We start from the raw sequence: 15,998 nt of genomic DNA, 5'->3' as shown, positions 1-15,998 counted from the left end.
CGAACCGTGTGGTGGGTCGGTGGACGTTCTCTTCATCATCGAGCTCGGCGAGCGGGACATGGGTGCCGGGCGGGGCGAATTCGGCGGTCAGAGCGCGAAGGGTGGAGCGGTAGGCACGGTGGGTGTTGCGTTGCTCGGGGCCCATCAGGATGGCCAGGTAGGCCCGCCCGTAGCTTCCAGCAAAAACCAACGATTAGCTTTTGATCTTGGTGTGGCGGGTCATCACCGCGGCGAAGCCGAGGTTGGCGCGGATGACGGTAAAGCTGTTGTCGCGGCTGTGGCACACACGCTTGAATCAGCAGGCCACCACGGTCAGCTGCGGATGAGTCGGAAAGGAGGAGGCGCTTGATGAGTGAAGCGTTCTACTCGCACGCGAGGCTGTACGACCTGATGTTCCCGGGCGGCGGGCCCGCAGTCGACTTCTACCGGGCCGAGGCCAATCGGCAAGGCGGGCGCGTATTGGAACTCGGGTGCGGCACCGGGCACAAGCTGATCCCCATCGCGTCCGACGGGCATCCGTGCGCCGGCCTGGACTTCTCGTCAGACATGCTGGCTGAGGCTCAGCGTAAGGCGAATGAGCGCGGTGTGGCGGTGGAATGGACGCAGGGCGACATGCGGGCCTTCGATCTGGGCCGCACATTCGACTTCGTGTTCATCACAGCCAATTCCCTGCTGCATCTGCATGAGGCTGAGGATCTGGTGAGCTGCTTCCGGTCGGTTCGAAGACACTTGGCGCCTGGAGCACGGCTCGTCTTCGATGTGTTCAACCCGAGCGTGCGCCTCCTTGCCGAAGCCGATGGCGTGCGACGCGCCCGGGAGTCGTTGTCGTTCATGGATCCTGACCGTGGCAACGTCAGCGTCGATGTCGCCGAGATCTACGATGCGCCCGCGCAAGTCACACGCGGGACGTGGCACCTCTCGACTGACTCCGAGCCCGACTTCGTCGTCGCCCCGCTCGAAATCAGGAGCATCTTCCCGCAGGAGCTGCCGCTGCTCGTCTCGCTCGGCGGCCTTCGGCTCGTCGAGCGCTTCGGCGACTGGTCCGGCCGGCCATTTGCCGTGGACACGCCGCTTCAACTCTGCGTCTGCGAGTCCGCGTGATCGAAGGCGAGAGCACCGTCTCGCTCAAGCAAAACTCGCCCTGGCGAACGACACGCATCCCGCACCGGCGACAGACACGTCCACAGCCCGCGTCGTACCGGGGGTCCGCCGCAAGAAGGCAGGCGCGGTCGTGAGGGACAACGTGTCTACCCGTACCCATCCACGACTGACCGCACCCGCAATTGAGTTGTTCATGAGCATCGCGACCGTGAAGGCCCACGTCTCGCGCATTCTCGACAAGCTCGACCTCAACAACCGCACCCAGATCGCCCTGCTCGCCCACGACGCCGGCCTGACCGGCTGAACCTCACCCCGGCGACACCCTGACCCGGATGCCCGCCGTCTCGCCTCCCGGGCACTGGTCGAGCTGAGGACCTGACGTGGATCGCCCCTCTCGACCAGGATAGAGGCGAAGGGATCTTGTTGAAGTGGGCAATCTCGTCCCTAGCGGCATGGCGATCCGCCGGATGCCTCTTGATCTCCAGAGACGCCTTCCGGCCGGCGACTGATGTTAAGAGTTATTGACACGATGTCTGCTGCGCTTTACATTAGACCGTGTTAAAGGTTCTTTACATGGAGCGATCCGGCGCCCACCGCACCTCCACTCGAGAAGGGACACCCCATGAGAGCAGTGACTTACTACAAGTACGGCGCCCCCGACGTTCTGGGCATCGAAGAGGTCCAAACCCCCGCCCCCCGCGACAAGGACGTGCTGGTGAGAATTCACGCCGCCCTGGTGACCGCGACGGACGCCATCTTCCGCGTAGGTAGCCCGTTCTTAGCGCGGATGTTCACCGGTCCCATCAAGCCGAAGGCCAAGACGCTGGGCAGCGAATTCGCCGGCGAGGTCGTGGCGGTCGGCAAGGACGTGACCCGCTTCAGCGTGGGCGATCAGGTCTTCGGGGACACCGGTCCGGCATTGGGCGCCCACGCCGAGTATGTGTGCGTGCCCGAGGATGGAGCACTGGCCGCTATGCCGGCCGGCCTGGACTACGCTCAGGCCGTCGCCGTCCTGGACGGCGTACTGACCGCCCTGCCGTTCCTCCGGGACAACGCACATCTGCGCGAGGGGCAGGAGATCCTCATCAACGGCGCCGCCGGCAGCGTGGGCGCGGCGGCGGTGCGACTTGCCAAGCACTTTGGAGCGCGGGTCACCGGAGTGTGCAGCACCGCCAAGCTGGAGCTGGTGAAATCGCTGGGCGCCGACGAAATCGTCGACTACACCCAAGAGGACTTCACCCGCCTCAACCGCACCTATGACGTGGTCTTCGACGCCGCCGGCAAGAGCTCGTTCTCGCGGAGCAGGCGCGTGCTGAACAGTGGCGGCGTCTACCTGTCGACCGTCCCCTCCCCGGGGATCCTCCTGCAGTCGTTCTGGACGCGGAAGTTCGGCGACAAGCGGGCGATCATCGCCTTCACCGGCCTGCGTCCCACCACTGACAAGGCCGAAGACCTGCGCTTCCTCACTCAGATCACCGAAGCAGGGCAGATGAGGCCGGCCATCGACAGGCGCTACCCGCTGGCAGAGGCCGCCGAGGCGCACCGGCGCGTCGAGTCCGGCCGCAGGCAGGGCAGCGTCCTGATCACCATGGAGCACAACGGCAACTGACCGAGGTCCGGAAGGCTTCAGCGGGTCAGCAGAACCAGGGCCAGCCCGATCAGCGCGGGAACCGTCTGCACGAACAAGATCCTCCTGCTGGCCGTGGCGGCCCCATAGAGGCCGGCCACACCGACGCAGACCAAGAAGAAGATCTTCACCTGGAACCCGACCGGGTCGTCGGCGATCAGACCCCACGTCAACCCTGCTGCGAGGAAGCCGTTGTAGAGGCCTTGGTTCGCGGCCAGCGTCTTGGTCTGCTCGGCGAAATCCCGGTCCGTTCCGAAGGCCTTCAGCGCTCGAGGCGTCGTCCAGAGGAACATCTCCAACACCAGGATGTAGGCGTGCAGGAACGCCACCGCCGCCACCACGACATCCGCAAACACCTTCACGGTGGGCTCTCCTCAATAGCTCGTGCCCGAGAATGGAAGCATAGAGTCACACCAAAGTGAGCGCGGGCCGGCCCCTCGTGCGAAGGGAACGCGACCCGGCTCGCAGACGCGCTGACATACGCCCCGACCCGGGTGTGCGGCTTCCTCCTCAACACGAGGAACAACACCACGCCCACGATCAATGCAATGACGGCGAGTGTCCCGAAGACGATCGATGCCATCGTCCATCCCCACGCTGATACGCGAAGCCTGACAGGCCCGCCTTGTCCGTTCCGATGCCCATAGCTGATCACGTGCCGCTTGCACGGCGACTGCAGCCCACATGATCGCGCCGCTCTCTCACGTATGCGGCACCCGTGCAACATTCCAGCAAGCGGGCCGCAGCAAGCCCAGTCCTGGTACGACGACGGATCGGGCGGCGAACGTCATCACCCGCGATGCCAGCGGACCCGACCACATCCCGGAGTCAGCGACTCACAGCAATCTCCCGCTCCACCCGCGACAGCTTCTCAGGATTGCGCACATAGTAGAGCCCAGTGACCAAACCGTCCTCGACCCGCACAGCCAAGACACCGTCGATCTCCCCATTGAGCCGGACGAGCAACGCCGGACCGCCATTGACCTGCACCAGCTCAAGCGACATCGCGGCACCGACCCTGCCCAGGCCGACCGCCCACAAGCGACCCACCTTGCCGGCCCCCACAATCGGCCGCGGCACCGCCTGCTTGACCCCACCACCATCACTCAGGAGAACAACGTCGGGGGCGAGGATCTCCAGCAGACTCTGCAGATCACCCGTTTCGACCGCCCGCTGGAACGCCTCCAGCGCACCACGCGTCTCGGCCGAGGAGACCACACCACGCGGCCGACGCGCCGCCACGTGAGCCCGCGCCCGGTGAGCGATCTGCCGGACCGCGGACGCGCTCTTGCCGACGGCTTCCGCGATCTCGTCATAACCCAGATCGAACACCTCGCGCAGCACGAACACCGCCCGCTCAGCCGGCGTGAGCGTCTCCAACACCAGCAGCATCGCCATCGAGACGCTCTCGGCCAACTCGACATCCTCGGCCACATCCGGCGCGGTCAGCAACGGCTCCGGCAGCCAAGGACCGACGTAGGACTCCTTGCGCCGGCCCAGCGTACGCAGCCGCGTCAGCGCCTGCCGAGTGGCGATCTTGACCAGATACGCCCGCTGATCCCGCACCGTGTCCAGGTCGACGTCCGCCCACCGCAGCCACGTCTCCTGCAGGACATCCTCGGCGTCGGCGGCCGAGCCCAGCATCTCGTAGGCGACGGTGAACAGCAGGCTGCGGTAGGCGACGAACGCGTCAGTAGCGGGGTCCGAGCTGCCTTCCTCGCTCATGTCCCCGCCGCGACCTCCGGCGCTGTCGGCCACGCTGGCCATGGGTGGCTCCTGTCTGCCGGCTCTCAACTGTGTCACCCACAAGACGCCGGACCCTGCCCTGTTGTGACACCAAAACGGCAAAGAGCGTAGTGCACTCCCTCCGCACACCGAGCCCGCTCAACGCCTTCGCGCTCCTGATCAGCATCGTCATCTTCGCCCCCCGTGGCGAAACGGATACGAGGGCTCTTTCAGGTTCGCTGCTTTTGTGATGGCCCTGTCAGCCCGAGCCATCGGCATCGGGCATTCGTTGCTGCCCTCGTTGGGGTTTCTATTTATGAAGGTTGCGCACCAAGCGGCTGCCTTTACAATGTAGATTTATAAGTGGACGAGCTGCCTGGTCGACCCGTTGCGAGCCGTGACCGCCCCACCTCCAACAGATCGGCGCGCACTCCCCCGATCCGCCCTGGCCCCGCCGCCAGTAGGTCGGCCAGGCCCGCGCGGGATCCTCGCCGGCGACATCGCGCTGCTCATCGTGGACTGGTCGATGCGCGGCACCGCCTGCGACAGGGCCTAGGACGGAAGTCCGCCCGGAGCCTCCGGCCAAAGGCCGAGGCGGCGGGCGGAAGCCTGCCTAGCGTCGGCGGCATGAGGTTCCTCGTGACCGGAGCGACCGGCAAGGCCGGTCGGCATGTCGTCGAAGAGTTGCTCCGCCTGGGCCACCGAGTGCGGGCCCTGACCCGCCACCCGGCCAGAGCTCGCCTCCCCGGCCAGGTCGAGGTGGCCGAAGGCGATCTGACAGACCCCGACAGCGTACGGCCCGCGCTGCGCGGCGTCACCGGCGTGCACCTGCTGACCGTGGGCGGCGACGACTACGCCACGCTGCGCACCGGCCCCCAGCTGGCCACGATGACCGCCGAGGCCGGGGTGCGGCGCGTGACACTGCTCTGGAACGGGCGGCCTGGCCCCGTGGAGGAGGCGTTCGAACGCGGCGACGTCGAATGGACGCGCCTGCAGCCGGTGGACTTCATGAGCAACACACTCGGCTGGGCGCCGGACATCCGCGCAGAAGGGCGGGTGTCCGAGCCGTTCGGCGACGTCCCCATGGCCGTGATCCACGAGGCCGACGTAGGCGCGGTGGCCGCCGCGGTGCTAGCCCAGGGCGAGCATGGCGGCAAGGCGTACACCCTGACCGGGCCGCAGCCGTACACGGCCCGGCAGAGGCTGGCCACGATCGGCAAGGTGCTCGGCAGCGAGCTCCACTTCGACGAGCTGACCGAGCAGCAGGCGCGCGAGCGGTGGCGGCGCGCCGGCCTCGACGAGGAGCTGATCGAGCTCCTGGCCTCCTGGCAGGGCGACCCGCCCCCGGAGGCCTACACGGTCGTGCCGACGGTGCGGGAGATCACCGGCCGGGAGCCGCGCACGTTCGAGCAGTGGGTACGGGAGCACGCCCGACACTTCACACCCTGAAAACGGTTGTCACCCCCGCATGCCATACTGAACCCTCCGAAAACCGGCCACGGAGGGCGACCATCAGATGACCGCGGCAACCGACCGGCCGGCCCGCGAACGCTCCAGCCCGGCCTTCGGGCTCCCCTGGGCGTTTCTCGTGCTGGTGGGACTGTTGGTGGCCGGCAGGTTCCTGCTCGCGCCACACCTGAGCGACCCGGCGCTGCAAACGTGGGCGACGGTGTTCGTGGCGGTCTGCGTGCAGGCGATCCCGTTCCTGGTGTTCGGGGTGGCGCTGTCGGCGGCGATCACGGCGTTCGTGCCCCCGTCGTTCTGGACACGGGCACTGCCGCGCCGCCCCTACGCGGCGGTGCCGGTGGCGGGCATCGCCGGGGCGGTGCTGCCGGGCTGCGAATGCGCGTCGGTGCCGGTGGCCTCCGGGCTCATGGCGCGGGGTGTGGCGGCGCCGGCGGCGCTGGCGTTCCTGCTGGCCTCCCCCGCGATCAACCCCGTGGTGCTCGTGGCCACCGCCGTCGCCTTCCCCGGAGACCCGTCGATGGTCGTGGCCCGCTTCGCCGCCTCGCTGGTGGTGGCCGTGCTGGCGGGCTGGATCTGGGCGCGGCTCGGTCGCGCCGCCTGGCTGCCCGCCCCACGCCGCCACGCCGAACCAGGACAGGGCCGGTGGGGCGCCTTCCTCGACGCCATGTGCCACGACCTGCTGCACGCCGGCGGCTACCTGGTCATCGGCGCCCTCGCCGCGGCGACGCTGAACGTGGTGATCCCCCGCGAATGGCTCACCGCGCTCGGCGGAGTACCCGTGGTGTCCGTGCTGGTGCTGGCGTTCCTGGCGGTGCTGCTGTCGATCTGCTCCGAGGCGGACGCGTTCGTGGCGGCCTCGCTCACGACGTTCTCACCGACGGCGAAGCTGGCGTTCCTGGTGGTCGGGCCGATCGTGGACCTGAAGCTGATCGCGCTGCACGCCGGCACCTTCGGCCGGGCCTTCGCCTGGCGGTTCCTGCCGCTCACGCTCGCCCTGGCGATCATCGTCAGCTTCGCCACGGGCTGGGCACTGCTGTGAGCCGCCAGACCCAGGGGTGGCTGCTCGTGGTGCTCGGCGCGACCCTGCTGAGCGTGTCGGCGTTCTCGGCGATGTACGCCAACTACGTCAGAACCGGCTTCCGGCCCGCGCTCGTCGCGACCGGCGCGGTGCTGGTCGCACTCGGTCTGGCGACCGCCTTCCGGCGGCGGCCCGGCAGCCACGCCCCCGGGGTGGCATGGCTGCTCGCGGCGCCGGTCTTCGCGATCGTGCTGGGCGCGCCGCCCCCGCTCGGCTCGTACGCGGCCCGCCGCCACACCGGCGCTCCCCCACCCGCGACCGCCTACGCCGGGCCGCCGGCCGCCGACCTGACACTCGGCGAGTTCATCGGCCGCGCCCACGGCACCTCCCTGACCGGCCGGCGGGTCCGGCTGACCGGCTTCGTCGTGACATCCGGACGCGGCTGGCAGCTGACCAGGATGCGGATCAACTGCTGCGCCGCGGACGCGCTCGCCCTGGAGGTGACCGTCAACGGCGCGCCCGCCCCGCCCGAGGACTCCTGGGTACGCGTCACCGGCACGTGGGTGCCGCGGAAAGACGGGATCCCCTCCGACTACGTGCCGCCTGCCATCGCCGCGACCGAGGTCGTCAGGATCGAACCACCCGCCGAACCGTACGAGGAGCCCACGTGAACCGCTCCTCCCAGAGTTCGCTCCTGCTCCTGCTCGGCGGGGCGCTGCTGTGGATCTCCGTCTTCTCGGCCGACTTCGCCAACTACGTCAAGCCGGGCTTCCGGCCACTGTTGATCGCCGCCGGCGCCGTGCTCGCCGTCCTCGGCGTAGCGGTCCCGGCCGCGGAACGGCGGCGCCGACGCCGGACGGCGATCGCTCCGGCCCTGTTCGAGGAAGAGCTGCACCTGGCACGACTGCTCGGCCGCGAGCCTGCGATCCCCAGCTCGCCGGCGGCCCACGCGGAACACCACGAACAGATCCGGGTGGCATGGCTGCTGGCCCTCCCCGTGGCCGTGATCTTCCTCATCGCACCACCCGCGCTCGGCTCGTACGCCGTCCAGCGGACCGAGCACGCCCCCGCCCCTCCCCCGCCGTCCGTCGTGGACGCCGAACTGCCACCGCTGAAAACCGGCCGGGTCAACGACGTGACCATCAGCGAGTTCGCCGGCCGCGCCTGGTCCGCGCCTGCCTCACTGAAGGGCAAAAACGTGCGGCTGACCGGCTTCGCCGTGCCGTCGGCCGGCGGATGGCACCTCGCCCGCCTGCGCATCGCCTGCTGCGCCGCCGATGCCCAGACGATGAAGGTCACCGTCAAAGGCGCGCCCGCACCCGCGGCCGACACCTGGGTACGCGTCACGGGGACCTGGATCCCCGCCGCCCGGACGGCCGTCCCTGTACTGGCTGCCACCGAGGTGGAGCCGGTCGACGCCCCGGGCGCACCGTACGAGTAACGACACTCAGGTGAGCGCCTTTACATTGTAGATTTCTTGCGTCAGGCGCGAGAGACGAGTTTGAGCCGGTCCACCTTGCCGGTCAGGTTGCGCGGCACGGAGTCCACGAACGTGATGTCGCGTGGCACCTTGTACCCGGCCAGTTCCGCCTTGACCGCCTGCCTGAGCTCCTCGGCCGACAGTGCCGCCCCCTCCTCCGGGACCACGAACGCCGCCAGGCGCTGGCCGTACTCCTCGTCCGGCACGCCGAGCACGGCCACATCCGCGACGCCGGGCCGGCGGGCCAGGAGGTTCTCGACCTCCTGCGGGAAGACGTTCTCACCGCCGGAGACGATCATGTCGTCGTCGCGGCCGTCGATGAACAGCAGCCCGCTGTCGTCGCGGTGCCCCAGGTCGCCGGTGATCAGCAGACCGTCCGCGGCGCCGGTGAACGTCAGGCCGCCGGCCACGAGCACCCTGCCCACCTCGCCCGGTGGCTGCTCGGCGCCGTCCGGGCCCGCCACGCGGACCGTGGCGCCGCGGGGCGGCCGGCCGACGGTGCCGGGGGCGGCACGCAAGTCGGCCGGCGTGGCCAGGGAGGCCCAGCCGGCCTCGGTCGAGCCGTACAGGTTGTAAAGCACCTCACCATAGGCGTCCATGAAGGCGGTGCCCAGGGCAGGCGGGAGCGCCGAACCACCGCAGAGCACCACCCGCAGGTCTGGCAGCGGGCGGGGCGCGCAGGCCAGCAGCCGCTTCAGCATGATCGGCACGGCCACCAGCGCACCGGCCCGCTCGGCGGCGAGTGCGTCGAGCACGGCCCCGGCGTCGAAGCGGCGCAGCAGGACGACCGGGCAGCCGAGCACCAGCGCGGCCCCGTACCAGAGCAGGCCGAGACCGTGGAACAGCGGCGGCGCGATGAGCAGGGGCTCACCGCTGCGCAGCGGAACAGTGGCGAGCATGGAGATGAACGGCTCGGCCAGCCCGGCCGGCGACAACGAGCGCGGCGCGCCCTTCGGCGTGCCGGTGGTGCCAGAGGTGAGCAGCACCAGCCGCCCGGCCCGGCGCGGCGGCTCCTGCGGGCCGGCGCCGCTCAGGCCGCCCTCGCGGGTGAGCTCGTCGAGGTCGGTGACGCGTGGGCCGGCGACGTCGACCGGCGGCAGGTCCGGCGCCGCGATGAGCGCGTGCGCGCCTTCGCGCCGCAGCACCTCCCGCAGCCGCGGCCCGGCCAGCCCGGTGTTGAGCAGCAGCAGGTCCGCGCCCAGCCGCGACACCGCGGCGACCGCGGTCAGGAAGCCGCGATCGTTGGGCCACATGACCGCCACCGTCCGCCCAGGACCCACGCCATGCCGCCTGCGCAGGCCCGCGGCCAGCGCCGCCGCCCGCTCGTTCAGCTCGGCGAACGTGAGCGACCCCGCCTCATCCACGACGGCCCGCCGCTCCGGCCAGCGCGCCGCCGCCATGGCCACGCCCGCGGCGGGGCTCACATGGAAGTGCCGGTACGCCTCCACCATGCGCGCCAGCGCGGCAGGCGGCACCGGCGCCAAGAGCCCGTTGCGGGTGAGCGTGACCACGGCCTCAATGCCGAAGCCGCCCAGCTCCGCCAGCCTTCCGATCATCGGCGCACCCGGCCCTTCTCACGCAGGCCGTACGTGTACCCGCCCGCGCCGCCCTGGAACCCCTCCCCGGGCAGGGGGTCACCGGGCACCCGCCGCCCGGACGTGGCCGCGCTCTGCCCGGTCGTCACCCGGTGACGGCCGCGGCGGCGGCGCGTAGGCCGAAGCGCTCGGCGAACGCCGACAGCTCATCACGTCGCGCCTGCGGCTCCGCGGCGGCAGGACTCACCACGATCCGGGTCACGCCCTGCCCCGCCAGCCTCTCGACATCCTCCTCGGTCATGTCGATCGCCCCCCACCGCGTGTACTCCAGCGCCTGCGGATCCCGCCCGGCCTCGACGGCGGCCGACCGGGCGAGTTCCCACTGCGCGGCCCGTTCCCTGGCGTCCAGCGCCCCGCCGGGAAAGTAGCCGTCGCCGCGGCGCCCGGCCCGGCGCGCCGCCGCCCGGCTCGATCCGCCCACATGGATCGGCAACCGGGCGACCCCGTCCGGCTTGGGGAAGCTGCACAGGTCGTCGAAGGCGAAGAACTCCCCCGCGAAGCCCACGCCGTCCTCGCCGCCGCCCCACAGCAGCCGCAGCACGTCGATCGCCTCGTCGGCGCGCCGCCCCCGCGTGGCGAAATCCACCCCCACCGCCCGGGCCTCCCCCGGCAGGGCGCCCAGCCCCACGGTCAGCAGCCGCATCCGCCCCTTGGACAGCACGTCGACGGTGGCCAGGCGCTTGGCGAGGGGCACCGGATGGTGGTACGGCAGCAGCAGTACCGCCGTCCCGAGCAGGATCCGCCGGGTGGCCGCGGCGACGAAGCTCAGGCAGTCGAGCGGATCCACGTACGGCAGCGAGGGCGGGAGCACGAAGGGCCCGACCTTGGCACCCGGATACAGGACCACGTGCTCGGGCAGGTACAGCGACTCGAAGCCGCACTCCTCGGCATGCCGGGCGAACTCCACGATCCCCTCGGGATCGGCGCCGAAGTGGGCCGTGTTGTAGTTCGTCCCGAACGTCATCCTCATGCGCGCCTCCGGCGTTCCGGCAGTCAGGTCCCGACCACGCTAGAACCCTGCCACCGGCGTCAAGGCAACCCTCCGGCCTCGTCTTCACAGACGCTTGCGGCCCGGGAGTGAGGAGGGCTTTAATACGCCGAGCCCCGGCTGCCCGAAACCCCGTCGCCGATGAGGAGGCCACATGACCATCCCCGCAGGTCAACCCCGCCTCCAAGGCGTCGGCGCAGCGACGTTAACGCTAACACCCGTCCACTCGACCCCATGAAACTTTCTTTTTGCCCAATGGGAAAGCGCTTACCACCTAAGGAGAGGATCACGCGATGCGCTTAAGAAAGGCCGGCGCGGCCGTCGTGCTCGCCCTCGCAGCGGCGACCGCCACGACCGCAGCCCCCGCTCATGCGGCCCCGCCCACCAAGCAGATGGAGGACCTCGACCGCGGGCTGATCAGCGTGCGGTCGGGCTCAGGCAACCTCGTCTCCTGGCGGCTGCTCGGCACCGACCCCGACGGCGTCTCGTTCAACCTGTACCGCGGCTCCACCAGGGTCGCCACCGGACTCACCACGTCCACCAACTACCTCGACAACGGCGCCGCGGCCGAGGCCTCGTACACGGTCCGGGCGGTGGTCGGCGGTGTCGAGCAGGCCGCCTCACCCGCCTCGCTCCGCTTCACCGGCGGCTCGTACCTCGACGTGCCGATCCAGCCGCCCTCGGGCGGCACGACGCCGGACGGGGTCGCGTACACCTACAGCGCCAACGACGCCAGTGTGGGCGACCTCGACGGCGACGGCCAGTATGAGTTCGTCCTGAAATGGAACCCCTCCAACGCCAAGGACAACTCCCAGTCCGGCTACACCGGCAACGTGTACGTCGACGCCTACCGGCTCAACGGCACCCGCCTGTGGCGCATCGACCTGGGCCGCAACATCCGCGCCGGCGCGCACTACACCCAGTTCCAGGTGTACGACTACGACGGCGACGGCCGGGCGGAGGTCGCGATGAAGACCGCCGACGGCACCAGGGACGGCGCCGGCACGGTCATCGGCAGTTCGAGCGCCGATCATCGCAACTCCAGCGGCTATATCCTGGCCGGCCCTGAGTACCTGACCATGTTCAACGGCCTGACCGGCGCCGCCATGTCCACGGTCGGCTACGACCCGCCGCGCGGCACGGTCTCCTCCTGGGGCGACAACTACGGCAACCGGGTGGACCGCTTCCTGGCCGGCACGGCGTACCTGGACGGCGAGCGCCCATCGCTGATCATGGCCCGCGGCTACTACACCCGCTCGGTCATCGCCGCCTGGGACTTCCGCAACGGCACGCTGACCAAGCGCTGGACCTTCGACAGCAACTCCGCCGGCTCGCAGTGGGCCGGCCAGGGCAGCCACAGCCTGTCCGTCGGCGACATCGACGCCGACGGCCGCGACGAGATCGTGTACGGCGCCATGGCCGTGAACGACAACGGCACCGGCATGTGGACGACGCGCACCGGCCACGGCGACGCCCAGCACCTGGGCGACTTCGACCCGGCCCGGGCCGGCCTGGAGTACTTCAAGGTCAGCGAGTCCACCTCTCAGCCTGGCTCCCTCTACATCGACCCGCGCAACGGCCAGATCCTGTGGTCCACCCCGACCGGCAGCGACAACGGCCGCGGCGTGGCGGGCGACATCTCGACCGTCAGGGTCGCGAGCGAGTTCTGGTCGGCCGCGGACGCGAACCTGCGCAGCGTCACCGGCAACACCGCCGGCCGCAAGCCCTCCTCCATCAACTTCCTCGCCTGGTGGGACGGCGACCCCGTCCGGGAGCTGCTCGACCAGACCAGGATCGACAAGTACGGCACCAGCGCCGACACCCGCCTGCTGACCGCGTCGGGCGTGCACTCCAACAACGGCACCAAGGCCACGCCGTCGCTGTCGGGAGACCTGTTCGGCGACTGGCGCGAGGAGGTCGTCTGGCCCACCAGCGACAACCGCGCGCTGCGCATCTACGCCACGCCCACGCCGACCGACCGGCGCATCTACACCCTGATGCACGACCCCCTCTACCGGGTCTCCATCGCCTGGCAGAACACCGCCTACAACCAGCCGCCGCACACGAGCTTCTTCATCGGTGACCGCATGCCCACCCCGACCAGGCCAGACATTTACGTGAGGTGAGCTCACCAAACCCGAAATGATCTCCTGGGCCGTCTGTGGGCCGTCAGGCGAGATGGGCGGGCCGTCGCAGCGCCGCATCGACGGCCCGCCGCATCCGCTGTTCAGACGTCGCCATGAGATGGGCATAGACCTTCAACAGCAGAGCGCCCCCGTCGGTGTGCCCCCTCCAGCAGATCACCTGGGACCAGCACTCCCGCAATCTGATGTCCGCCGCGGATACGCCTCAGCAGCTCGGCCACTGGCCGTCCGGCATCCGGCTGACAAAGGCCCGCAAGGGCCGCGGCCGGCACTCACTGTGGATGAACGCCACGATCTGCTTGGCCTCATCCAGGCTCGCGCCCGCGGCGATGAGCAGCCGCTCAGGAAGCGGCGGCACGATGCCAAGGTCGCGGAGCGCATCGCAGACGCCCAGCTCGGCAGTGAGATCGAGGCAGAGCCGGCCCGGAAGTGACCGCCTGGTGCCGCCGGGCCGTCGCCGAGTACATCGCGCCCGCCCCCGACCCGGTCGCGGCCGGCATCGACGGGTTCCGCCCTCAGGACAGCTTTTTCAAGGTCGTTTGAGGCGCGTGAGGGCCGTCCCGAAACGGGGGTACGTTGCGGGACAGCACAGCCGTGCCGGATAGGCCGTGTCGAATTCCGAAGTCGCCTGCACGGATTTCCGTACTCGTGTGCACGCTGACGGGAACGGTGGGGATTTCGCAGCTGGTTATGCTCTGCAGGACAGTGGTGACGGCTCCAGCAGTGATATTGGTGTTGATGGCTGGCTGCGGGATGTCGCGGCGCCACAGCAGCCGGTGGATCGTGATCTTGGCGACCGCGCTGTCTCGGCGGCAGTTTCCTCACGGCGTTCTGCGTCGGCCGGACCCGACGGCGCGGCTCAATGCCTCTTGACGCGGCACCAGATCAGCCAGGAGGCGACGGCAGCGCGACTGCGGTTCTACGTCGCCGGCGCGCTTGCCCCTACCGCTCGGCGAGCACTTGGCCGATCTTGACATCGGCGATCTCGACCAGCCGCCGATCGCGGCCAAGGCGGGGTGCAGGCGCGGTGGGTGTCGGGGTCGGCCGTGTGTGGGGTGGTCAGGAAGGCGCCGGCTGCCTCAGCGAGGGTGGCGTGCCCATCGCGCAGGTCGGCGACTTTCGGCGCAGGCGCTCATGCCGGTTGCCAGGAGACTTGGTTGCGCCGGTGTGGATGATGTATCCGGCGCACCCAGGCGGCCGCTGAGTTTGATCACGCGCCTGTCAGGAAGGCCAGTGCGTCGGAGGTGAAGCGCTTGTCGGTGAATGTGCCGCTGTGGCTGCGGCCTGGGTAGACGACGACTTGGGCGTCGGGGATGCCCTCGACCGTGTACCGGGCCAGTTCCAGCGGGTAGACGAGGTCCTTGCCCCCCTGGATCAGCAGCGTGGCCGCCGTGATGTTGTGCAGCCGGCCGCGCAGGTCGAAGCCGTCTTCGGCGTTGAGCACGGTGACGGCGTCGCTGTGGTCCTTGTGGCCGCTGTCCGACAGCCACAGCAGGCAGCGGAGCAGTCTCTGGCCGATCGCTGATTCGGTAACGATCTCGGCCAGTGCGGGGCTGGGCCGCCTGCGTTGGCGTGCGCGTTCGATGTAGTTACGTTGGGCTCGCTTGCCGACAGGGCCGAGAGTGCAGGCCGTGCCCGCCAGGACCAGACGGTTGACCAGGCCGGGATGGTCGGCGGCAAGTTGCAGGGCGATGGAGCCGCCGGTGGAGATGGCCAGGATGTTCACCGGGCCCTCGAAGGTGGTTTTGATCGCTTGCGCGTAGACGGCGGCGAGGTCGGCCATCGTCGTGGTTGACGGCAGCCCGGGTGGCCGGTTGACGACATAGACGGTGAAGTGTTTGGTGAACGGTCGCACCATCCGCATCGTGGACCAGCGTGCCAGGCCCGTCGGGTTGGCCGCTTGCGGGGTGTAGAGCAGGACGACCAAGGGTGCTCCCGCGCCGGCCGACAGGTACGGCAGGCCGTTCATCATGGGGTGATCCCTTCTGTGACCGCGTCGATCAGACGGTTCATCACGGCCGGGTAGATCTCGGTGCCTAGGTGTTCGGCGTGCAGCGGGGTCAGCAGGACCGCGCGCAGCACGCCGAGCAGGACCTGCGGATCGTCTTTCAGATGGGTGCTGAGGAACTGGAGCACATCGGCCATCGGGCCGTCCGTCGCTGCGGCCATGCGCTCGGGGGTGAGCTTGGCGGCGACCGCGGCCATCTCCTGGGGGTGGGACATCAGCCGCTGGTAGAGCGGATTGCTGTCGAGTTCGGCGATCGTGGCGCGCAAGAAGCGGCGCAGCGCGTCGCGGGTGTCGGCGCCACGGTTGAGGCCCTCGTCGATCACCCGGCGCCGGACCTGTTCGCTCTGGCGCGGCATCGCCTCGAAGTACAGGTCCTCCTTGGAGTCGAAGAAGGCATACAGCGAGGACTTGGCGATGCCCGCGGGAGCAGTCGACTCTTCCAGGGACGTCTTGCGCAGCCCCTGGGGCGAGAAGAGGTGGGTGGCGGTGTCGAGCAACTGCTCGGTGATTCGCAACCGCTCTTCCTCGGAGAACGCCGACCGCATGTTGTCTCCATTTGAACAGATTGGTTTATTGTTCACAGCATAGCTCTCGATAGGCAAGCGATGTCGTCCGCCCCCGATCCAGATGGATGGAGTCCAAGAGAGGAACCATGCCGAGATGGGTGCGGCGTCCTGTTTCGCAAGCGAGCATTATCTTGAGCTCCTGATTGTCACGAGTGACGGCGGTCATGAGAAGCTCCCCATAGGCGGCCAGATACCGCCCCAGTGATGGCCACGGGATTCCCCACGTGCGGCCAGATACCTCCCCGCTTGATCGCGATCATTCCCGGTCGGCGAGAGTCG

At 69.4% G+C, this 15,998-nt stretch carries 16 protein-coding genes and 1 pseudogene; 9 read left to right on the top strand and 8 right to left on the bottom strand.

The window, feature by feature from the left end:
• Positions 1 to 19 precede the first annotated feature (19 nt).
• From ACTWQA_RS29480 to ACTWQA_RS29465, 4 genes and pseudogenes are all read left to right on the top strand, one after another.
• On the top strand, positions 20 to 349 hold the full coding sequence (locus ACTWQA_RS29480; RefSeq protein WP_443162308.1) for a hypothetical protein: 330 nt from the start codon (positions 20 to 22) through the stop codon (positions 347 to 349).
• Positions 349 to 1,101: a class I SAM-dependent methyltransferase gene (locus ACTWQA_RS29475; protein ID WP_443162307.1), complete on the top strand. Its 753-nt coding sequence runs from the start codon at positions 349 to 351 to the stop codon at positions 1,099 to 1,101. Before ACTWQA_RS29480 ends, ACTWQA_RS29475 begins: the two co-directional genes overlap by 1 nt.
• 187 nt (positions 1,102 to 1,288) lie before the next feature.
• Positions 1,289 to 1,405: pseudogene (locus tag ACTWQA_RS29470) on the top strand (LuxR C-terminal-related transcriptional regulator); the annotation flags it as partial.
• Between the two features lie 318 nt (positions 1,406 to 1,723).
• Positions 1,724 to 2,710, top strand: a complete 987-nt coding sequence (locus tag ACTWQA_RS29465; RefSeq protein WP_443162306.1) for an NAD(P)-dependent alcohol dehydrogenase — start codon at positions 1,724 to 1,726, stop codon at positions 2,708 to 2,710.
• Positions 2,711 to 2,727: 17 nt separating this feature from the next.
• Here the strand turns inward: ACTWQA_RS29465 and ACTWQA_RS29460 are convergent, their stop codons facing one another.
• Together ACTWQA_RS29460 and ACTWQA_RS29455 are read right to left on the bottom strand one after the other, a co-directional pair.
• Entirely contained in the window at positions 2,728 to 3,090 is a 363-nt protein-coding gene (locus ACTWQA_RS29460; protein ID WP_443162305.1) for a DUF1304 domain-containing protein, read from the bottom strand.
• A gap of 466 nt (positions 3,091 to 3,556) precedes the next feature.
• The gene (locus ACTWQA_RS29455; protein ID WP_443162454.1) at positions 3,557 to 4,453 is read right to left on the bottom strand and encodes an RNA polymerase sigma-70 factor; all 897 of its coding nucleotides are present in this window, start codon (positions 4,451 to 4,453) and stop codon (positions 3,557 to 3,559) included.
• Between the two features lie 627 nt (positions 4,454 to 5,080).
• Between ACTWQA_RS29455 and ACTWQA_RS29450 the strand changes: the two genes are divergently transcribed.
• The 4 genes from ACTWQA_RS29450 (at position 5,081) to ACTWQA_RS29435 (ending at position 8,379) form a co-directional block, all read left to right on the top strand.
• The gene (locus ACTWQA_RS29450) at positions 5,081 to 5,902 is read left to right on the top strand and encodes an SDR family oxidoreductase (protein ID WP_443162304.1); all 822 of its coding nucleotides are present in this window, start codon (positions 5,081 to 5,083) and stop codon (positions 5,900 to 5,902) included.
• Between the two features lie 67 nt (positions 5,903 to 5,969).
• Complete coding sequence (locus ACTWQA_RS29445; RefSeq protein WP_443162303.1) at positions 5,970 to 6,959, top strand: permease; 990 nt, start codon at positions 5,970 to 5,972, stop codon at positions 6,957 to 6,959.
• Positions 6,956 to 7,609: a TIGR03943 family putative permease subunit gene (locus tag ACTWQA_RS29440; protein ID WP_443162302.1), complete on the top strand. Its 654-nt coding sequence runs from the start codon at positions 6,956 to 6,958 to the stop codon at positions 7,607 to 7,609. The genes ACTWQA_RS29445 and ACTWQA_RS29440 overlap by 4 nt, the downstream gene beginning before the upstream one ends.
• Entirely contained in the window at positions 7,606 to 8,379 is a 774-nt protein-coding gene (locus ACTWQA_RS29435) for a TIGR03943 family putative permease subunit (protein ID WP_443162301.1), read from the top strand. Before ACTWQA_RS29440 ends, ACTWQA_RS29435 begins: the two co-directional genes overlap by 4 nt.
• 41 nt (positions 8,380 to 8,420) lie before the next feature.
• Here the strand turns inward: ACTWQA_RS29435 and ACTWQA_RS29430 are convergent, their stop codons facing one another.
• Genes ACTWQA_RS29430 through ACTWQA_RS29420 form a run of 3 tightly spaced genes read right to left on the bottom strand, consistent with a single transcriptional unit; the run spans position 8,421 to position 10,983 of the window.
• Positions 8,421 to 9,974 (bottom strand): AMP-binding protein, encoded by a 1,554-nt coding sequence (locus tag ACTWQA_RS29430; RefSeq protein WP_443162300.1) that lies wholly within the window; start codon positions 9,972 to 9,974, stop codon positions 8,421 to 8,423.
• Complete coding sequence (locus ACTWQA_RS29425; protein ID WP_443162299.1) at positions 9,971 to 10,102, bottom strand: hypothetical protein; 132 nt, start codon at positions 10,100 to 10,102, stop codon at positions 9,971 to 9,973. Before ACTWQA_RS29425 ends, ACTWQA_RS29430 begins: the two co-directional genes overlap by 4 nt.
• Positions 10,099 to 10,983 (bottom strand): TIGR03619 family F420-dependent LLM class oxidoreductase, encoded by an 885-nt coding sequence (locus ACTWQA_RS29420; protein ID WP_443162298.1) that lies wholly within the window; start codon positions 10,981 to 10,983, stop codon positions 10,099 to 10,101. Before ACTWQA_RS29420 ends, ACTWQA_RS29425 begins: the two co-directional genes overlap by 4 nt.
• Positions 10,984 to 11,294: 311 nt before the next feature.
• Here ACTWQA_RS29420 and ACTWQA_RS29415 point away from each other — a divergent pair, with 311 nt between their 5' ends.
• Positions 11,295 to 13,127 (top strand): rhamnogalacturonan lyase, encoded by a 1,833-nt coding sequence (locus ACTWQA_RS29415; RefSeq protein ID WP_443162297.1) that lies wholly within the window; start codon positions 11,295 to 11,297, stop codon positions 13,125 to 13,127.
• A gap of 223 nt (positions 13,128 to 13,350) precedes the next feature.
• Here the strand turns inward: ACTWQA_RS29415 and ACTWQA_RS29410 are convergent, their stop codons facing one another.
• From ACTWQA_RS29410 to ACTWQA_RS29400, 3 genes are all read right to left on the bottom strand, one after another.
• Entirely contained in the window at positions 13,351 to 13,503 is a 153-nt protein-coding gene (locus ACTWQA_RS29410; RefSeq protein ID WP_443162296.1) for a hypothetical protein, read from the bottom strand.
• A gap of 852 nt (positions 13,504 to 14,355) precedes the next feature.
• The gene (locus tag ACTWQA_RS29405; protein ID WP_443162295.1) at positions 14,356 to 15,117 is read right to left on the bottom strand and encodes an alpha/beta fold hydrolase; all 762 of its coding nucleotides are present in this window, start codon (positions 15,115 to 15,117) and stop codon (positions 14,356 to 14,358) included.
• Positions 15,114 to 15,698: a TetR/AcrR family transcriptional regulator gene (locus ACTWQA_RS29400; protein ID WP_443162294.1), complete on the bottom strand. Its 585-nt coding sequence runs from the start codon at positions 15,696 to 15,698 to the stop codon at positions 15,114 to 15,116. The genes ACTWQA_RS29405 and ACTWQA_RS29400 overlap by 4 nt, the downstream gene beginning before the upstream one ends.
• Between the last annotated feature and the right edge of the window lie 300 nt (positions 15,699 to 15,998).

The organism is Nonomuraea sp. 10N515B (genome assembly GCF_052245915.1).
Lineage (GTDB): Bacteria > Actinomycetota > Actinomycetes > Streptosporangiales > Streptosporangiaceae > Nonomuraea.
This window is presented reverse-complemented; position numbering and strand designations above follow the sequence as displayed.

Bases quoted from the DNA above. Each gene is read 5' to 3' on its own strand.
- ACTWQA_RS29475 (WP_443162307.1), top strand. From the start codon at position 349: ATGAGTGAAGCGTTCTACTCGCACGCGAGGCTGTACGACCTGATGTTC.
- ACTWQA_RS29465 (WP_443162306.1), top strand. From the start codon at position 1,724: ATGAGAGCAGTGACTTACTACAAGTACGGCGCCCCCGACGTTCTGGGC.
- ACTWQA_RS29455 (WP_443162454.1), bottom strand. From the start codon at position 4,453: ATGAGCGAGGAAGGCAGCTCGGACCCCGCTACTGACGCGTTCGTCGCC.
- ACTWQA_RS29450 (WP_443162304.1), top strand. From the start codon at position 5,081: ATGAGGTTCCTCGTGACCGGAGCGACCGGCAAGGCCGGTCGGCATGTC.
- ACTWQA_RS29445 (WP_443162303.1), top strand. From the start codon at position 5,970: ATGACCGCGGCAACCGACCGGCCGGCCCGCGAACGCTCCAGCCCGGCC.
- ACTWQA_RS29430 (WP_443162300.1), bottom strand. From the start codon at position 9,974: ATGATCGGAAGGCTGGCGGAGCTGGGCGGCTTCGGCATTGAGGCCGTG.
- ACTWQA_RS29420 (WP_443162298.1), bottom strand. From the start codon at position 10,983: ATGAGGATGACGTTCGGGACGAACTACAACACGGCCCACTTCGGCGCC.
- ACTWQA_RS29415 (WP_443162297.1), top strand. From the start codon at position 11,295: ATGCGCTTAAGAAAGGCCGGCGCGGCCGTCGTGCTCGCCCTCGCAGCG.
- ACTWQA_RS29405 (WP_443162295.1), bottom strand. From the start codon at position 15,117: ATGATGAACGGCCTGCCGTACCTGTCGGCCGGCGCGGGAGCACCCTTG.
- ACTWQA_RS29400 (WP_443162294.1), bottom strand. From the start codon at position 15,698: ATGCGGTCGGCGTTCTCCGAGGAAGAGCGGTTGCGAATCACCGAGCAG.